General features: G+C 40.6%; 19 protein-coding genes. 9 read left to right on the plus strand and 10 right to left on the minus strand.

The window, feature by feature from the left end:
• Position 1: 1 nt before the first annotated feature.
• Positions 2–1,186: a tryptophan synthase subunit beta gene (gene trpB / locus HHO47_RS01105; RefSeq protein ID WP_169018062.1), complete on the plus strand. Its 1,185-nt coding sequence runs from the start codon at positions 2–4 to the stop codon at positions 1,184–1,186.
• On the plus strand, positions 1,183–2,013 hold the full coding sequence (gene trpA / locus HHO47_RS01110; RefSeq protein WP_169018064.1) for a tryptophan synthase subunit alpha: 831 nt from the start codon (positions 1,183–1,185) through the stop codon (positions 2,011–2,013). Before trpB ends, trpA begins: the two co-directional genes overlap by 4 nt.
• 63 nt (positions 2,014–2,076) lie before the next feature.
• Here the strand turns inward: trpA and HHO47_RS01115 are convergent, their stop codons facing one another.
• Entirely contained in the window at positions 2,077–2,346 is a 270-nt protein-coding gene (locus HHO47_RS01115; protein ID WP_169018066.1) for an HU family DNA-binding protein, read from the minus strand.
• A 175-nt stretch (positions 2,347–2,521) separates the two neighbouring features.
• Between HHO47_RS01115 and HHO47_RS01120 the strand changes: the two genes are divergently transcribed.
• Complete coding sequence (locus tag HHO47_RS01120) at positions 2,522–3,115, plus strand: inner membrane-spanning protein YciB (RefSeq protein WP_169018069.1); 594 nt, start codon at positions 2,522–2,524, stop codon at positions 3,113–3,115.
• Positions 3,116–3,175: 60 nt separating this feature from the next.
• Entirely contained in the window at positions 3,176–3,817 is a 642-nt protein-coding gene (locus HHO47_RS01125) for a CPBP family intramembrane glutamic endopeptidase (RefSeq protein ID WP_169018070.1), read from the plus strand.
• A gap of 66 nt (positions 3,818–3,883) precedes the next feature.
• On the opposite strand, the gene HHO47_RS01130 is transcribed toward HHO47_RS01125, so the two are convergent.
• Positions 3,884–5,308: a sodium-dependent transporter gene (locus HHO47_RS01130; RefSeq protein ID WP_169018072.1), complete on the minus strand. Its 1,425-nt coding sequence runs from the start codon at positions 5,306–5,308 to the stop codon at positions 3,884–3,886.
• Between the two features lie 189 nt (positions 5,309–5,497).
• Between HHO47_RS01130 and HHO47_RS01135 the strand changes: the two genes are divergently transcribed.
• The 5 genes from HHO47_RS01135 (at position 5,498) to HHO47_RS01155 (ending at position 8,685) form a co-directional block, all read left to right on the plus strand.
• Entirely contained in the window at positions 5,498–5,800 is a 303-nt protein-coding gene (locus tag HHO47_RS01135; protein ID WP_169018074.1) for a YciI family protein, read from the plus strand.
• 218 nt (positions 5,801–6,018) lie between these two features.
• Positions 6,019–6,282: a PepSY domain-containing protein gene (locus HHO47_RS01140; RefSeq protein WP_169018076.1), complete on the plus strand. Its 264-nt coding sequence runs from the start codon at positions 6,019–6,021 to the stop codon at positions 6,280–6,282.
• Positions 6,283–6,285: 3 nt separating this feature from the next.
• Entirely contained in the window at positions 6,286–6,960 is a 675-nt protein-coding gene (locus HHO47_RS01145; protein WP_016709350.1) for a response regulator transcription factor, read from the plus strand.
• Positions 6,954–8,291: an ATP-binding protein gene (locus HHO47_RS01150; RefSeq protein WP_169018078.1), complete on the plus strand. Its 1,338-nt coding sequence runs from the start codon at positions 6,954–6,956 to the stop codon at positions 8,289–8,291. The genes HHO47_RS01145 and HHO47_RS01150 overlap by 7 nt, the downstream gene beginning before the upstream one ends.
• Positions 8,278–8,685, plus strand: a complete 408-nt coding sequence (locus HHO47_RS01155) for a hypothetical protein (RefSeq protein WP_169018080.1) — start codon at positions 8,278–8,280, stop codon at positions 8,683–8,685. The genes HHO47_RS01150 and HHO47_RS01155 overlap by 14 nt, the downstream gene beginning before the upstream one ends.
• On the opposite strand, the gene HHO47_RS01160 is transcribed toward HHO47_RS01155, so the two are convergent.
• The 8 genes from HHO47_RS01160 to dapB all read right to left on the minus strand — a co-directional run bounded on the left by HHO47_RS01160 (position 8,678) and on the right by dapB (position 18,310).
• Complete coding sequence (locus HHO47_RS01160) at positions 8,678–9,718, minus strand: AI-2E family transporter (protein WP_169018082.1); 1,041 nt, start codon at positions 9,716–9,718, stop codon at positions 8,678–8,680. The genes HHO47_RS01155 and HHO47_RS01160 overlap by 8 nt on opposite strands.
• Before the next feature lie 399 nt (positions 9,719–10,117).
• On the minus strand, positions 10,118–10,453 hold the full coding sequence (locus tag HHO47_RS01165; protein WP_169018084.1) for a hypothetical protein: 336 nt from the start codon (positions 10,451–10,453) through the stop codon (positions 10,118–10,120).
• Positions 10,454–10,482: 29 nt separating this feature from the next.
• Complete coding sequence (locus HHO47_RS01170) at positions 10,483–10,962, minus strand: hypothetical protein (protein WP_169018086.1); 480 nt, start codon at positions 10,960–10,962, stop codon at positions 10,483–10,485.
• Between the two features lie 271 nt (positions 10,963–11,233).
• Positions 11,234–12,280: a S66 family peptidase gene (locus HHO47_RS01175; protein WP_169018088.1), complete on the minus strand. Its 1,047-nt coding sequence runs from the start codon at positions 12,278–12,280 to the stop codon at positions 11,234–11,236.
• 128 nt (positions 12,281–12,408) lie between these two features.
• On the minus strand, positions 12,409–12,885 hold the full coding sequence (greA, locus tag HHO47_RS01180; RefSeq protein WP_169018090.1) for a transcription elongation factor GreA: 477 nt from the start codon (positions 12,883–12,885) through the stop codon (positions 12,409–12,411).
• A gap of 48 nt (positions 12,886–12,933) precedes the next feature.
• Positions 12,934–16,152 carry a carbamoyl-phosphate synthase large subunit gene (carB, locus tag HHO47_RS01185; protein WP_169018092.1) on the minus strand — a complete coding sequence of 1,073 codons (3,219 nt, stop codon included), beginning with the start codon at positions 16,150–16,152 and terminating at the stop codon, positions 12,934–12,936.
• A gap of 16 nt (positions 16,153–16,168) precedes the next feature.
• Entirely contained in the window at positions 16,169–17,305 is a 1,137-nt protein-coding gene (gene carA / locus HHO47_RS01190; RefSeq protein WP_169018094.1) for a glutamine-hydrolyzing carbamoyl-phosphate synthase small subunit, read from the minus strand.
• Between the two features lie 207 nt (positions 17,306–17,512).
• A complete protein-coding gene (gene dapB / locus HHO47_RS01195; RefSeq protein ID WP_169018096.1) occupies positions 17,513–18,310 on the minus strand; it encodes a 4-hydroxy-tetrahydrodipicolinate reductase in 798 nt (265 codons plus the stop codon).
• Positions 18,311–18,391 lie beyond the last annotated feature (81 nt).

Raw genomic sequence — 18,391 nt, forward strand, 5'->3', positions numbered from 1 at the left:
TATGAATAATCCAGCTTATTTCGGCGAATTTGGCGGCATGTTTGTCCCAGAATTGCTCGTACCAGCACTTAAACAACTCGAAAACGAATTTAATAAATCGCAAACAGATCCGGCTTTTCAAGCCGAATTTGAAAAGTTACTTAATGAATATGCTGGCCGCCCTACGCCACTGACATTAACCCGTAATTTGATTAAAAATCCAAAAGTAAAATTATACTTAAAGCGTGAAGATTTACTACACGGTGGCGCTCATAAAACAAACCAAGTGTTAGGCCAAGCTTTATTAACAAAGCGCATGGGCAAAAAACAAGTGATTGCCGAAACAGGCGCAGGCCAACACGGCGTTGCAACGGCGCTTGCGTGTGCATTACTTGGTTTGAAATGCCGTATTTATATGGGCGCTAAAGACGTGGCACGTCAGCAACCTAATGTATTTAGAATGAAACTAATGGGTGCAGAAGTGATTCCAGTAACCGCAGGCTCGGGCACATTAAAAGATGCCGTAAACGAAGCGCTACGTGATTGGTCTGCAAATTATAAAGAAGCCCATTACCTACTCGGTACAGCTGCAGGGCCGCATCCATTTCCAACTATGGTACGTGAGTTCCAAAAAATGATTGGTGAAGAAGCCAAACAGCAAGTATTAAAAGCAGAAGGTCGCCTACCTGATGCGGTGCTTGCCTGTGTGGGTGGTGGCTCCAATGCCATTGGTATGTTTACTGACTTTATTGACGAGCCAAGTGTGAAACTCATTGGCGTAGAGCCCGCTGGCAAAGGGCTTGATACCCACGAGCACGGTGCAACAATCTGTAAAGGCAGCAAAGGTATTTTGCACGGTACTTATACGTATATTATGCAAAATGATGATGGCCAGATTGAGGAGTCATATTCTGTATCTGCGGGTCTTGATTACCCAGCTGTTGGCCCACAACATGCGTTTTTACATGAAACTGGCCGTGCGCAATATGTCGGTATTACCGATACCGAAGCATTAGAAGCGTTTCAGTTATTGGCTAAAAACGAAGGTATTATTCCTGCGCTTGAATCAAGTCATGCACTAGCTTACGCACTGAAGTATGCAGAGCAGCAAACTGAAGAGTCAATTTTAATTGTTAATTTAAGTGGCCGTGGTGACAAAGATTTAGCGCACGTGATGGACGTACTTTCTAAGGAGGAGCAGTTATGAGCCAAGCAACCATTCAAAAAACAGACCGCTACGGTAAAATGTTCGCCTGTTTAAGCGAGCTAAATCAAGGTGCATTTGTGCCGTTTGTTACAATTGGCGATCCAAATAAAGAACTGAGTGTTGAAATAATCAAAAGCTTAATTGATGGCGGCGCTGATGCCTTAGAGCTGGGAATTCCATTTTCAGATCCAATAGCAGATGGCCCCGTTATTCAAGCGGCCAATATTCGCGCTCTTAAAGTAAATATAAATACCCAAGATTGCTTTGATATTATTAAGCAAATACGTGAATATAACGCCGATATTCCAATTGGTTTACTGCTGTATTCAAACTTAGTGTTTAAACGCGGTTTAGAGGCTTTTTATAAAGATGCCAAAGCCGTCGGTGTTGACTCAATTCTAGTCGCAGATGTGCCGCTTCATGAATCGAAAATGTTCCGAAAAGCGGCAATGAGCAATGCCATTGACCCTATTTTTATAGCCACACCTAACGCACCGGATGACACTTTACGAGAATGTGCCTCTTATGGCCGTGGTTATACTTATTTGCTATCTCGTGCGGGTGTAACCGGCACAGAAACTAAAGCGCAAATGCCTGCATCATCAATCGTCACTAAATTAAAAGAATATCACAGCGCCCCGGCATTACTTGGTTTTGGCATCTCTACACCAGAAGATGTGAAAGCAGCACTTAATGCCGGTGCAGCGGGTGCTATATCGGGCTCAGCGGTAGTGAAAATTATTGAAGCGAATCTCGATACCCCTCAAGCAATGTTAAGTGGTTTGCAAGAGTTCGTGGCGAACATGAAAGCAGCAACTGCGCTTTAAGTTCATACTTCTAAAATAAATAAGAAAAGGGCCAGTTGCAGCCCTTTTCTGGTGTTCAACGCGTTAAAGACTCTCTTTCAACACTTTTGCCGCTTTAAATACAGGCTTGTTAGCGCCTTCAATGTTTATTACTTCTCCTGTTTGTGGATTGCGTCCTGTACGTGCAGGATAATAACTTAACGCAAACGTACCAAAGCCATTTACTTGCACTTGATCACCTTCTGATAATGATTTAGTAATGGCTGCTAGCATACTTGATAAAGCCGCTTTTGACTCTTTTTTAGTTAATTCACTGTGTGCAGACATAGCACTAATAAGTTGTGCTTTATTCATAAAATGCTCCTAAAAATACCGCTTACTCAGTCATCGTTCAGCAGGTTTTGATAATGATTGAATACAAAGGCACGCAGGCTAAGGGTTAGTATCTACTAAGTCAACCTTGTAAACAACACGATAAGTTGATACAACCTCTGCAACTATTTTTTGGTTTTAAATTTTTGGGTATTCTATGCATGCAATAATTGAGTTTATTCCGCTAATTTTATTTTTTGCGGTATTCAAGTTAGTTGATATTTACTGGGCAACAGCATTACTAATGGGCACCACGTTTCTACAGGTCGCTTATTCTTATTTTAAAATAGGCAAAGTACCTACTCGCCAATGGTTGTTTTTTGCCATTGCCGTCATTTTAGGCACCCTTACACTGGTATTTCATGATGAACAATTTGTAAAGCTCAAAGCCACTATCATCTATGCTGTGCTCTCATTAAGCTTATTGATCAGTCGCTACTTTCTTGGTAAAAACCTAGTTAAACAAGCACTCAGTGCCATTTTAAATAATGCATCAGGCTCGGTGCAAGAAATTACCGTACCTGAGTCTCTTTGGGATAAGCTAAATATATTGTGGATAGCGATCACAGCGGGAATATCAGCGTTAAATATTTATATAGCTTATAACTTTTCTCTCGATTTTTGGGTTAACTTTAAAGTATTTGGCTTAATGGGGATCACCTTTGTCAGTCTTTTTGCCACTATCATCATGTTGTATAAATATTTACCTGATGAAGATGAGCCCAAAGTAGACGATAAAAAGCGCCCTTAATGTCATAAATATGTCGTCTTAGCTTGCTAGCCTAATATACAAAATGACACTGAGACGACTTTGAACGCCAATCAATACCGTTGGTTTGAATTTACCCTTATATTTGTATGCCTTCCTTTGCTGGGTTTTTACCTTCGTATCTACCTTGCTAATTGGCTGATCCCCGCGTTAATCGTGTTAATGAGTGTATGTGGTATGTTGCTACTGGGCGATCCCCACTTTAAACGCTTTAGACTTACCAGCCTTGGTCAATTTTGCGCAGTGAAACGCAGACTGTTTAGTTTCTTTTTTATCGGCGCACTGTTTTCAGGAGTTTTTTACGGGATCATTAATCAAGGTAATTGGTTTATGCTGCCTCGCAACTCATTTAATAACTGGTTAATGTTACTCGTATTCTATCCGTTATTGTCAGTCTTGCCGCAAGAGTTGATATTTCGAACCTATTTTTTTCATCGTTATAAACGCATCATGCCAAAAAAAACGGTGCGCATAATTGTTAGCGCCACAGTATTTGCATTAGCGCATATTGTTTATGCTAATTGGGTAGCAGTATTACTGGCATTTATAGGCGGGTTATTATTTGCATTTACCTATGCTCAAAGCCGCTCCACGTTTGTCTGCGTTATCGAACACAGTTTATGGGGACTGTGGATGTTTACATTAGGAATAGGTCAGTACTTAGATTCGTCGGCAATCTCTTAACTGCAAAAGCCGTGCTAATGATACTTAACACGGCTTAATTATGGGAAGCTCAATTAATTGTATTTATTAAAAACCGAAAATGCTCATAGCAAAAAACTTAGTCGCTACGGTATTAATAAATATAACTACTAAAATTACCGGAATAAAGGTTGATAGCGAAAAATTAACGTATTTTTCAGTAAAGCTACCTGCATAGTTTGGACAACCTTGGCTTAGCTCTTCACTTAAACGTACTTTTTTCCAGCGATACATCACGAATAAACACACCATTAAACCATTCAATGGCAAGATAGTGTCGTAAAATACATCATACACAATATCAAATAAGCTTTTAGACGCTGCGCCATAGTTAGTTAATGAAGTTAACCCCTCAACCATACCAAACGACATGGTACATAACACTGTCAGTACACCGATGCTACCAGTTAAGATCAGTAACGCCATTTTACGGCTAATGCCTTTACGGTCACTTAGCGTAGCTGTTGGCACCTCAACGATGGATACCAACGAGGTAATTGCAGCAAAAAATACCAGCAAGAAAAACACAAACGCCACAATTGATGCACCAACATAGCCAATATCAGTTTGTAGCGCGAGTAAAATCTTTGGTAAAAATTCAAAAATCATCGATACAGATGAGTCAGACAATTGAGCCGGATCAGTATCTGGGTTAAAACTAAAGATCGCTGGTAACACCATAAGGCCAGCAATAAACGCCACCAGTGAATCAGTCAGTGCCACCATTTTAGCACTGCCAACAATGTCATCCTGTTTCGAGATATATGAAGCGTAAGTCATTAATATACCCATACCTAACGACAATGAGAAAAACGCTTGCGCTAATGCACCGTTCAATACACTTGCATTCATCTTAGAAAAGTCAGGGATAATATAGTACTTAACGCCAGCCATAGCATTGTCTAGTGTCAGTACATACACCACTAATGCGATTAGCAACACAAACAATGCAGGCATTAAAAACTTAGCTGCTTTTTCAATCCCTTGCTTAACACCACCGACTAAAATCAAATTAACAATTAATGCCACGGCAGCCATATAGCCAAACACGCTAGAGCTATTAATAAATACCCCAAAGCTTTTTGGATCAGCCAACACATCTAAGTTACCAACCGCAACTTGGCTTAAATAACCAAAAATCCATACTGTAATAACCATGTAAAACACAGCAATCATAAACGGGGTTAATACTGCTAAAAAGCCAGCAAAACTCCACTTAGCATCATTACCTGATAATAACTTGTAAGAGCCTAATGGATCTTTTTGTGCTTGGCGTCCCATTGCCATCTCAGCCATCATTACTGGCAAACAAATAAACACCACAAATAGCGCGTAAACGAGCAAAAAAGCACCACCACCATTTTTTGTTGCTGAGACTGGAAAACCAACCAAGTTACCAATACCGACCGCAGAGCCAGCAGCTGCTAATATAAATCCAAGGCGGGAGCTAAAATGCTCACGAGTATCGCTCATTTAAAAACCTTATTATTATTTTGTACCATTCAAGCGACTCTACCAGTGTTGTGCTGGGCTTTTCAAGCAGATTTCGCTTAAAAATATAATGATACTGTAAACCTTATAGGTTGTTGTTCTTTTAAGATTAAAATTTGCTGTGCTAATATCAGCATAATTCCAATAATATTCAAACCCAGAGAACACACCATGTTGTATATGATTTACTCAACTGATGTTGAAAACAGCTTAGAGTTAAGAACAGCTGCCCGCCCAGCTCATTTAGCACGCTTGCAAGAATTAAACGAGCAAGGTCGGTTACTTACAGCAGGTCCATTACCTGCCATTGACAACGCCGACCCAGCTGACGCTGGTTTTACCGGTTCGCTAGTGATCGCAGAATTTAGCTCATTAGAAGCGGCTCGTGAATGGGCTGCAGCAGATCCTTACGTAAACGCTGGTATATATGAAAACTCACAAGTTAAACCGTTTAAAAAAGTTTTTCCTGGCTAAGTAAAGTCAACAACCAAACTGGATTATACTGTTTAAATGAACCAGATTTTAATGCAATGAGTACAAGACTTTGAGTCAAATAAGCATAATTCAGTGTTTGTTCACCGGATGTTAATTAAACTCTGATGCATTAAATCATCAGGTTTAGTGATTTTTCACTTGAATTATAGCTACTTGGTTCATTAAACTATTCAGGTCTGGTTTAGGAGTTTCTCATCATGCGTACTGTGTTAGCTCTCAGCGTCGCCATCACTGTGCTATTTTCGAGTGTTTTTTCGACTAGTAGCCAAGCTGCATCTCAAGTTAATAAAGCTGAGATCAATAAAAAACAAGCTGTTGAGCTTGCTAAAAAAATCGAAGATGGTAGAACTCTTAAAATTACCGTACTTAACGATATTTATACTGTAAGAATATTAAAATCGGACGGCCATGTCGTCGACGTTCATGTCAATAAAAAGACCGGCGAAGTGAAAAAGGATTAAGAAATGCGAATTTTAGTAATTGAAGATGATTTACACTTAGCAGACAATCTGCGTAATGCATTAGAAAAAGAACGCTATAGTGTCGATCTTTGTCATGATGGCGAAGCTGGTTTATTCCACATCACAGAGTATCCTCTTGATATGGCGGTAGTTGATTTAGGCTTACCAAAAATAGATGGGATTGAACTGATCAATAAAGCCCGCGCACAAGGGATCACTATTCCAATTCTGATTTTAACTGCACGGGATCGTTGGCAAGACAAAGTTGAAGGACTTGATGCTGGTGCTGATGACTATTTAACTAAACCATTTCATGTTGAAGAGTTAATAGCGCGTTGTAATGCGTTGATCCGTCGTAGCGCAGGTAAAGCAAATCCTGAAATGACTGCTGGGCCTATTAAGATTCATACCCGCTCACAACAAGTGTGGGTTGATGACCGAGAGCTAAGTCTCACCGCATACGAATACAAAGTGCTTGAGTATTTAATGGTTAATCCACAAAAAGTGATTTCTAAATCTGAGCTTACAGAGCACATATATGATCAAGACTTTGATTTAGATTCAAATGTAATCGAAGTATTCGTACTGCGCTTACGTAAAAAGCTTGACCCTGATGGCACTTTAAACCCAGTAGAAACACTACGCGGACGCGGTTACAGGCTTAAAAGTCAGTGGTAGCATCGCAAATACCGTTAAAAGTAAGGCAAGGATTTATCCTTGTCTTTGTTTTACTAATCGCTTTACCTATTTTATTCTTCTCTATTGGTAAGGCGTACTACGCTTCATTAGTCGAAGCCACCGAAAAAACCCTCGAAGCCCATTTATATTCATTAATTTCCGAAGTCGATTTCACCGAGCGCGGCATTATAATGCCCAGCACTATTTTAGCTCCTGAATTGAATCGTTTAAATTCTGATACTTATGCGATGATCTATCGTGAAGAACAACCTGTATGGTACTCTGAATCCGCGGTAAATGTTAACTTTGTACCTGACGAACTAGAAAGCAAAGCAGGCGCTGCCGATTTTCGTCGTGTGGAATATAAAAATACCGTTTATTGGCAACTTAGTCTCACCGTCATTTTAAATAACATTGACCAATCAGAGCATGCCCACTTTATTTTATTAAAACGCAACGATGCGCTGCTGCGCTTAATGGATGGTTTTAAACAAACCCTTGTAAACTGGATGTACGTCATGGGTGTCGCCATTGCAGCATTAATGGCTGTGGGCTTTGTGTGGAGCGCACGGCCATTACAACGCCTAGATAAAGAAATAAAAGCCATTGAGTCGGGTGATATTCAAGAAATTAAAGGACTATACCCTGTTGAGCTGCAAACCATAAAAGCTGATCTAAATTTATTGCTCGAAACTCAGCAGCGTCAAAAAGAGCGCTATCGTGCCTCTTTAAGTGATTTAGCTCACGCACTTAAAACGCCACTGGCAGTATTAAAATCAAGCCCGCTTGCCAACGATGCCGATGCCCAAGAGCAGCTTGACCGTATAAATGTGATGATCGAACACCAATTAAAACGCGCTGCAACGGGCGCATCTGATACTTGGAAAAAACAAACGGCCATTAAGCCAGTACTCGATTCAATCCTCAATGCAATGAGTAAAGTTTACCGCGATAAAGATATTATTTTTACCCATGCGGTTAAAAACAAAGATTACTTTTTAGGTGACAAAACTGATTTACTCGAACTACTCGGTAACTTAATTGATAACGCCTGTAAAGCTTGTCGCTCACAAGTCGATATCCAAGTAATACAAAAACGCAACCTCACTATCGCTATTAGTGATGATGGTCCTGGTGTGCCGATTGATAAACGCGGATCCTTACTTACTCGAGGTACACGCTTAGACACCTACGAAAGCGGCCATGGTGTCGGTATGGCGATTGTGTCTGATTTAGTAAAGTCGTATCACGGTACACTGACTATTTTAGATGCTGATACCTTAGGCGGCGCGAAATTTATTTTAGAGTTTAATTATAATGATAAAAAATAACCAGCTATCAATAAGTTGCACACTACTTTTACTATTTAGTGTGGCAACGCAAGCTACTGAACAATGCAGTTTAGTTGAACAAGCAACTCCTGATGAAGCAAAAAACTATATTCAATGTTTAGATAAAAAAATAGAGACCTTAACCCGTATTCAACAAACCTGGGTGAATAAAATCACCTTAGATCTAAACAATATTGAAGAAGAAACCGGTAACACACAGTTATTACCGATTTTCAAACGCAGCATGGCGAGCCAAACTAAATATTTAGAAGATAGCTGTAAGTGGCGTTATTTACAAAAGGTTCCCAACGGCACCCAAGCTGCAATTGTCTATAAACGTTGTGAGATACGTATTTTAGAACAGCATATCACGGTATTGAAGCAGCCTATTTAGGCCGCTCCTCTAACTGCTCACCATTACCTAACAGAGTCGCCAACCAACGTCCTTCATCGCTGGTTTCTAGAGCAATTTTAACAATCATCGTCAATGGCACCGATAACAACATACCTACCGTGCCAATCAGCCAGCCCCAAAAGATCAGTGATAAAAATACCACTAAGGTCGACAACCCTAAGCCTTTTCCCATGTACTTTGGTTCAACTATATTACCCATCACGGTATTAATAGTTAAATAGCCTGCACCTACAATCCCTGCTATCAAAGGTCCTTGTGTGATCAACGCTAATAAAACAGCGGGGATCGCGGCAATAATAGAGCCAATATTAGGGATGTAATTAAACATAAATGCCATTACTCCCCATAACACAAAGTAATCTACATTTAAGATCCACAGTAGTAGCCCGGCTAATACCCCAGTGCCAACACTTACCACTGTTTTGATCGCTAAATAAGAATTAATAGAATTTAAAAAGCGGTCTATTTGTTGCATTTTCTTATCAGGGTCGTCTAATGCCATGTGAATTTTATGACTGAGCATCGGCCCTTCAAACAACATAAATACCACTGTTAAAATAATTAAGAACAAGTTTGCCATTACGCCGCCTAAACCTGTCAGCATACCGGTGGCAACATCAATCACTTTCCCTGGATCAAACATTGATATCACTTGCTCTTTATTGAGCAAAATATTGTACTTGGCAGCAACATCAACCAGCCAAATAAACTCATCCTGTAACTTACTTTTATATTCAGGTAAATGCTGTGAAAAGTCAGTCAATGATTGGCCGACTAAGCTAGCAAGGCTAACTCCTAAACCAACCACCATCAGCATCACTAACATAATCGCGATGCCTTTAGGTATTTTGTAACGACCAAAAAAACCTAATAAAGGACTACAAATAATGGCAATAAATGCTGCAAGTACAAACGGAATGACAATCACACTTGCCGCTTTAATACCGGCTAAAGCAATCACCAATGCTGCAAAGATAACTAAACTTTTGTTTACCCCAGTTAAACTAGCCAAACTACAATCCTTTAAAATATAAACAGCAGCTAGTGTATGTGAAAAGTCTGTAGAATGAAATATTTGTAAAGTGATCAAAGCAGCCTACCCGTCGTATAACTAATAAATAACGTAACTACTCGGCACTAAATCCTGCTTATTTAAAACGATCAGAAATAAAAAAAGCGCGACTTGCTTGAGCATTTCCACGCGTTATCCTTTTGCTTTATTTTGATCATGATGTGAATGAAAGTAAGTGGCATCGATATCGAGTCAAATATCGAAGATATTAAAGCGCAAATTGAAGCAGATAACACGCTGTCGACTTCTGATAATTTCCCTCATTAATGTGTAAAGCCTGTTAGACATTTATCGTTATCAACATTGATTGTATGTTTTCTATACACCACCTTAAAAAACCTAATACCCTTCAAAATTATTCTCAATAACTTTAAAGTTGTTTGCCTTGGATATTTGTATTGTTTTTCTCTTAGCCACTACTGCTTTTTTACGTGTCTTGTATTCGTTGACGTAGCATTTAGAAATACTTGAACCATAATAGAATTCTTCATTGTAAGTAGTTGCATAATCCATGAATGCAGAACAGTAAACATCATCGTTACTATAAAAAACCCGACTGATGAGAGTCGCATTCTTTTTATTAACTGATCCAGACATATGTACATAATAGTACTCTCCGGGAAATGCACTTGATAAAGGCAGAAATATAGTAATTAAAATTAGAATTATTTTCATTTTATGATCCTAGTTTTGGTTCATATTTGCTAGAAGGGGTCATTTTCAATGCATAACTTCTGCAGGTGCTTTAAAGCGTTTAATAATTTATTTTGAGCACCTATAGTCGGTATCCCTAAAAATTCCACGAAAGATTTACGTTCTTTAACAGAAGTTGAATTTTGGCGTACTACAACACAATCTGCACCGCTGAGGCAGTCCAATGTTATTGCATTTAAATCATCTCCAACATATGTAGTGATTTCTGCTATATCGGTAAGATTGAACTTGTATGAATTGTTGTACGTTATAGCGCTATCATTGCTCACTTTAGCTTCTAAAAGATTAAAATTACAATAATTTTCGTTAACTATATTAAGTTCAAACGTACTTGTCATTTCTGTATTATTGTACGCTAATAGAGGTAATTTACTCTTAATATAGTCAAAGGTTTCAGCCTCATTTAATTCAGCCAAAACTGGAGTTGAGGATAAAGTAATAAATATCAGTAGAAGTAGTTTTGGGTTCATAAATATTATTTCCTATGTAGACTCATTTCTTTTCAGAAGCATATTTTACATACGGTCATATCCTCGCAATTTTCAGGCAAATCAATGAACACTTAAACTACATGATATGTAAACGGACTACCCAGCGCAAAAAATGGCTAAGTATATATACCCACTGTTACTATGGCTTTATTACAATGATTATAACATATTCTGCATTATAGCTGTTAGCCGTGTAATATCCAATTCATTGACCTCTCAGTATAACAGTTTGGATCATGAGCGCTCATTTTTATCTTAAACTCGTTGTTATTTGTGCGTCACAGATCTGAGTGTTTTCAAGCTTTGCGAGCATTTTAACTGTTGCGCCATTAACTAAGCATAAGTTTGGGGCGATATGGCCAATATCAGCATCAATAATGACCGGAAATAAGCATTCGCCAAGGGATAACTCAAGTGCTTGGTAATAATCACTTTGCTGCTCTGGACTACTACTTGCACCATTTCTGCCGATAATTAAGCCATTAATATCGCTTAAGATACCACTTAGTTTAAGCGAAATTAAAAACCGCGTTAGCGCATTGGCATTAAGCTCTGCATTTTCTAAGTATAAAACCAGCCCATGTGGCGCAAATTGCTTTTTAAATTCATCCAACGCTAAAAATGGTGATGCGAGTAATAAACCAAGGGTATCTAAACAGCCACCAAATAGTCGCCCAGATAGTTCCACTTCGCGATTATCTTTGACGTTTAAACAACGCCATTGACTCGGTTGTATGAGTGAAAATAGCGCATCAGGTGCTGTAGCATAATTAATTGCATCAGCTTGATAATACGGCGCGGGGGTTTGCGTAAACTCACTGCCCGCTTCAAGCTCAAGCGTTTTGAATACTTGTAAGCAGTGCGTATCTTCTTCATTTGGATGCAGCTGCATTAAGTTAGCGCAATGTGATGTAGCCCAACCGCAACGTGCAGTTAATACACAAGCAAGCGTACTAACATCAGAAAAACCAACGAGCCATTTCGGACGCGCCTGTTTAATTGCATTAAAATCAAGATATGGCAGTATTTCCATAGCAAGCTCACCACCCCAAGGGGGCATAATTGCCGCTACGCTATCATCAAGCAAAAACGCCATCAGCTCATCAGCCCGTTGCTTTGCTGGGCTGCTTTGTTGCCTTAAACATTCGCCCTCCACTACTTGATAACCACGGCGTGTTAAACCGCTAAGTACGCGCTCAAGTCGTGGCTGGAAGGCGCTATCAACACCGGATGAAAAGGCACAAATGGCAATTTTATCGCCGTTTTTTAATGCATTAGGAAAAGTAATTGCTGTCATCAACATCTGCAAATTATCAATACGTTAGCTTAACGTACTCAATTTATTTCGAAATGTCGATATTGTTTATGGCATAAAAAAACCGATGCCTGCATCGGTTTTTAAAAACGTGAAAATAAGTAAAGTAATTAAATGTACTCAACCTCAATGATTTCGTATTCCACGTCGCCTTTCGGGGTTTTAATGATCACAGCATCGTCTGCTTGTTTACCAATTAAACCACGGGCAATCGGTGAATTTACCGAAATACGATTATCTTTAATACTTGCTTCATCATCACCAACAATTTGGTATTTAACTTCAGCATCAGTCTCAACATTAACGATGGTTACTGTGGTACCAAAAATAACTTTACCCGTATTTGGTAGTTTAGTTACATCAATGATTTGTACATTTGAAAGCTTAGCTTCAATTTCTTGAATACGGCCTTCACAAAAACCCTGCTGTTCACGCGCAGCGTGATATTCAGCGTTTTCTTTTAAGTCACCGTGTTCACGTGCGTCAGCAATATCGGCAACGATTTTAGGACGGGTAACTGTTTTTAATTCGTTAAGTTCTTTGCGCAATAACTCTGCGCCACGAACTGTCATCGGAATTGTTTGCATACTTTTCTCACTTAATCCCAAGGCCGATAACGGCCTTGGCACATTTCCTTAGTTCAATCGCAGGTGTAGTTCTTGAACTGACGTTACTTTGCTACGGTCGTCTGCTTGGTTAGCAGTACAGTTAGCAAATGCCGCATTCAAGGTCGTGGTATAGTTGGTTTTGTGTTGCAATGCACCACGACGTAACACCTTCGAATCTTCGATCGCTTGGCGACCTTCGGTGGTATTAACAATATAGCTATACTCGCCATTTTTGATTCTATCAAGAATGTGCGGGCGACCTTCAAATACTTTATTTACACGGCGTACTGCAATACCAGCATCTTCAAGTGCAGCGGCTGTGCCACCTGTTGCATCTAGTTCAAAACCAAGATCTGTCATGGTTTTAGCTAGCTCTACAATACGTGGCTTATCGCTATTACGCACAGATAGTAACGCGCGGCCGCCGCGTGGTAAAGTATTGCTTGCACCTAATTGTGCTTTAGCGAACGCTTCAGCGAATGTATCGCCTACCCCCATTACTTCACCGGTTGAGCGCATTTCAGGGCCACGGATTGGATCCACGCCTTGGAACTTAGCAAATGGTAATACCACTTCTTTAACGCTGTAGTATGGTGGAATGACTTCTTTAGTAATGCCTTGGCTTGCTAAAGACTGACCTGCCATACAACGTGCTGCTACTTTTGCAAGTGCCACACCAGTTGCTTTTGATACGAACGGAACCGTACGTGCAGCACGTGGGTTAACTTCGATTAAGTACACTTTGCCATCTTTAACAGCAAACTGTGTATTCATCAAACCAACCACGCCAAGCTCCAGTGCCATGTCTGTTACTTGCTTACGCATGACGTCTTGCACTTCTTGTGATAACGAATGTGCTGGTAATGAACATGCAGAGTCACCTGAGTGAACACCAGCTTGCTCGATGTGCTCCATGATACCGCCGATGATCACTTGCTCGCCGTCGCAAATTGCGTCAACGTCAACTTCAATCGCGTTATCTAAGAAACGGTCAAGTAATACTGGTGCTTCATTTGATGCAGATACTGCTTCGGTCATATAACGACGTAAATCTTGCTCGTCATACACGATTTCCATTGCGCGACCACCTAGTACATACGACGGGCGTACAACCAGTGGGAAACCGATTTCAGCTGATTTAGCAATCGCTTCTTCAGTTGATGTTACTGTCGCGTTTTCCGGCTGCAGTAAATCTAAACGCTCAACTAACTGCTGGAAACGCTCACGGTCTTCTGCACGGTCAATCGCATCTGGTGAAGTACCAATTACTGGCACGCCGTTAGCTTCAAGTTCACGGGCAAGTTTAAGTGGTGTTTGACCACCGTATTGCACGATAACGCCTTTTGGCTTTTCAACACGCACGATTTCTAGTACGTCTTCAAGGGTAATTGGTTCAAAGTATAAACGGTCTGATGTGTCATAGTCGGTAGAAACCGTTTCAGGGTTACAGTTAACCATGATAGTCTCAAAACCGTCTTCACGTAGTGCAAGGGCTGCGTGAACACAACAGTAATCAAATTCAATACCTTGGCCGATACGGTTAGGACCGCCACCAATAACCATGATTTTATCACGATCAGATGGATTCGCTTCACATTCTTCATCGTACGTTGAATACATGTAAGCAGTGTCAGAACTAAATTCAGCAGCGCATGTATCAACGCGCTTGTATACTGGCACAATGTTTAATAAATGACGCTTTTTACGAATTTCAGCTTCAGACACACCGGCTATTTCAGCGATACGTGAGTCTGCAAAACCTTTACGCTTTAACTTACGTAGGAAGTCAGCATTTAAGCCAGCCATACCTACATCGCTGATCTTAGCTTCGTCTTTTAAAATGTCTTCAATTTGTACTAAGTACCAACGGTCAACCTTAGTTAACTGAAACACGTCTTCAACACTCATACCGTGTCGCATTGCATCAGCAATGTACCAAATACGCTCCGCGCCTGGCTCGCGTAATTCACGGATGATTTTTTCTTTTGCTTTCGGGTCGTCAAGAGCCACAATTGGGTTAAAGCCCGTTGCGCCTACTTCAAGACCGCGTAATGCTTTTTGTAACGACTCTTGTTGGTTACGACCAATCGCCATTACCTCGCCTACAGATTTCATTTGCGTGGTTAAACGGTCGTTTGCACCGGCAAATTTTTCAAAGTTAAAGCGAGGAATTTTTGTTACCACGTAATCGATTGAAGGTTCAAATGATGCTGGTGTTTTACCACCAGTGATATCGTTTTGAAGCTCATCGAGTGTGTAACCTACAGCCAATTTTGCTGCAATTTTAGCAATTGGAAAACCGGTTGCTTTAGACGCAAGTGCAGATGAGCGTGATACACGTGGGTTCATTTCAATGATAACCATACGGCCGTCATCTGGGTTCACACCAAACTGTACATTTGAACCACCGGTTTCAACACCAATTTCACGTAGCACTGCCATAGAGGCATTACGCATTAATTGATATTCTTTGTCAGTCAATGTTTGCGCTGGCGCAACAGTGATTGAGTCACCTGTGTGCACACCCATTGGGTCAAAGTTTTCAATCGCACACACGATAATGCAGTTGTCGTTTTTATCGCGCACAACTTCCATTTCGTATTCTTTCCAGCCAATTAATGATTCATCAATCAATAATTCGCTAGTTGGAGAAAGATCTAAACCGCGTTCACAAATTTCTTCAAACTCTTCTAAGTTATACGCCACACCGCCGCCGGTGCCGCCCATAGTGAAAGAAGGACGAATAATACACGGTAAGCCAATGCGCGAAATGATGTCTTTTGCTTCATCCATTGAATGGGCAATTTCAGCACGTGGACATTCAAGGCCGATGTTGCGCATAGCAACATCAAAACGTTCACGGTTTTCTGCTTTATCAATTGCATCCGCTGTTGCGCCAATCAGCTCAACACCGTGCTTAGCAAGTACACCGTGCTTGTCTAAATCAAGTGCACAGTTTAATGCAGTTTGACCACCCATAGTTGGAAGGACTGCATCAGGCTTTTCTTTTTCAATAATTTTTTCAACAACTTCCCAATGAATTGGTTCGATGTACGTCGCATCAGCCATTTCAGGGTCAGTCATAATTGTTGCAGGGTTCGAGTTAACTAAAATAACTCGATAACCTTCTTCTCTAAGTGCTTTACACGCTTGAGCACCAGAGTAGTCAAATTCACAGGCTTGGCCGATTACAATCGGGCCTGCGCCTAAGATAAGAATGCTTTTTATGTCGGTACGTTTTGGCATTATTACTCCGGTTAAATTAGTGGTTACGCGCTTGCATCAAATCGATGAAGTGGTCAAATAATGGCGCTGCATCGTGCGGACCTGGGCTTGCTTCAGGGTGACCTTGGAAGCTAAACGCTGGCTTATCAGTACGATGAATGCCTTGCAATGTACCGTCAAATAACGATTTGTGCGTTGCACGAAGGTTATCTGGTAGTGTTGCTTCATCAGCAGCAAAACCGTGATTTTGTGCAGTGATCATTACTACATCGCGGTCTAAGTCTTTTACTGGGTGGTTACCACCGTGATGACCAAACTTCATTTTTACTGTTTTTGCACCTGAGGCAAGTGCTAGCAATTGGTGACCTAAACAAATACCAAAAATTGGTGTTTCAGTTTCTAAGAAGGTTTTAATTGCTTCAATCGCGTATGTACACGGTTCTGGATCGCCGGGGCCATTTGATAAAAAGATACCATCTGGGTTAAGCGCTAACACGTCGGCTGCCGAGGTTTGTGCAGGAACAACGGTTAATTTACAACCACGGTCAACAAGCATGCGTAAGATATTACGCTTTACACCGAAATCATAAGCAACAACATGAAACTTTTCATCGGCCGCGTTTAGAGTTTTGAACCCTGCGCCTAATGTCCAGCTTGATTCACGCCACTCGAAATTTTCCTTGGTTGATACTACTTTCGCTAAATCCATACCTTTTAAGCCAGGGAAGGCTTGCGCAGCTGCGAGCGCTTGGTTTTCATCTAATTCGTCACCGGCAATAATACAGCCGTTTTGAGCGCCTTTATCGCGCAAAATACGGGTAAGCTTACGGGTGTCGATGTCTGCAATACCTAAGATATTACGTTCTTTTAAGTAATCATCTAACGATTGCTCGTTACGAAAATTATTTGCTAGCAGTGGCAAATCACGGATCACTAGGCCTTTAGCCCAAATGTGACTCGCTTCTTCGTCTTCGCTGTTAGTACCCGTATTACCTATGTGTGGGTACGTCAAAGTTACGATTTGTTCCGCGTATGAAGGGTCAGTCAGAATTTCCTGATAACCAGTCATTGATGTATTGAATACTACTTCACCGACAGACATGCCGTCAGCGCCGATTGCAGTACCGCGAAACACTGTGCCGTCTTCTAGAACTAACAGAGCGGATTTAGTCAAGTTAACCTCCTAACAGTAAAAAACGGGCGTAAAGTCATTTGCTTTACTACCCGTTTATAGCGATTGGAAACACGCAATTATGAATTTTTGGCAAATTAGCGCTATTTTATAGTAATTTGCCTTTTAGGTCTAACCCTATTTCAATAATTAGTAAAAATAAGACCTACAAGCAAAAAAACCTGCCAAACACTCAAAAATACAACTAAACTACTTCAAGTCAAGCACATCTTGCATATCATAAAGTCCTGCAGGCTTATTTTTCAACCAGGCCGCAGCTCTTACTGCGCCTAATGCAAAGGTCATTCGAGAACTTGCTTTATGAGTTAATTCAAGCCTTTCGCCAGAAGTTGCGAAATATGCGGTATGTTCACCAACTATATCTCCGCCTCTAAGCACCGAATAACCAATTTCATTTTGTGATTTTTCTTTTTCTATTCGACTGCGATCAAATACCGCAACCTCATCATGCACCCACCCTTTTGCATCGGCAATTGCCTCTCCAATGGCAAGTGCAGTACCTGATGGCGCATCGATTTTATGGCGGTGATGCGCTTCAAAAATTTCGATATCTAAATCATCACCAAACTTAGTGGCTGCGGTTTGTACTAAATTCAACAGTAAATTTACACCGACGCTATAATTACGCGCAAACACAATTGGGATCTGCTTCGCCGCAGCCTGTAACAGTTGCATATCGTCGTTATTTAAACCTGTGGTGCCAATCACCATCGGGATATTTTGTGCAACGGCTATTTTTAAATGCTCACGCATACCCGCAGCAAGCGTAAAATCAATCAGTACGTCGATATTGTCAACGTGGCGTTCGTCACTAAAGTTAATTGTCGCTGGTGCTGCGCTATTTAATTGATTAACGGCAATATTTAATAAGGGTGAACTGCTACGTACATAGGCTGCACTAAGCTCGGTATGATTATTTTGGTGAGCGGCTTCAATTAATGCTAGCCCCATTCTTCCGTTTGCGCCAAATACGCCGATTCGATTCATATTAATAACCTATGCATTTTTTGAGTTGGCTAGATTTTATCTAAAACTCGTGTAATAGTCAGGTAAGCCTTTTAAGAAATA

Origin of the sequence: Pseudoalteromonas arctica, assembly GCF_012927645.1 — a bacterium.
Taxonomy (GTDB): domain Bacteria; phylum Pseudomonadota; class Gammaproteobacteria; order Enterobacterales; family Alteromonadaceae; genus Pseudoalteromonas; species Pseudoalteromonas arctica_A.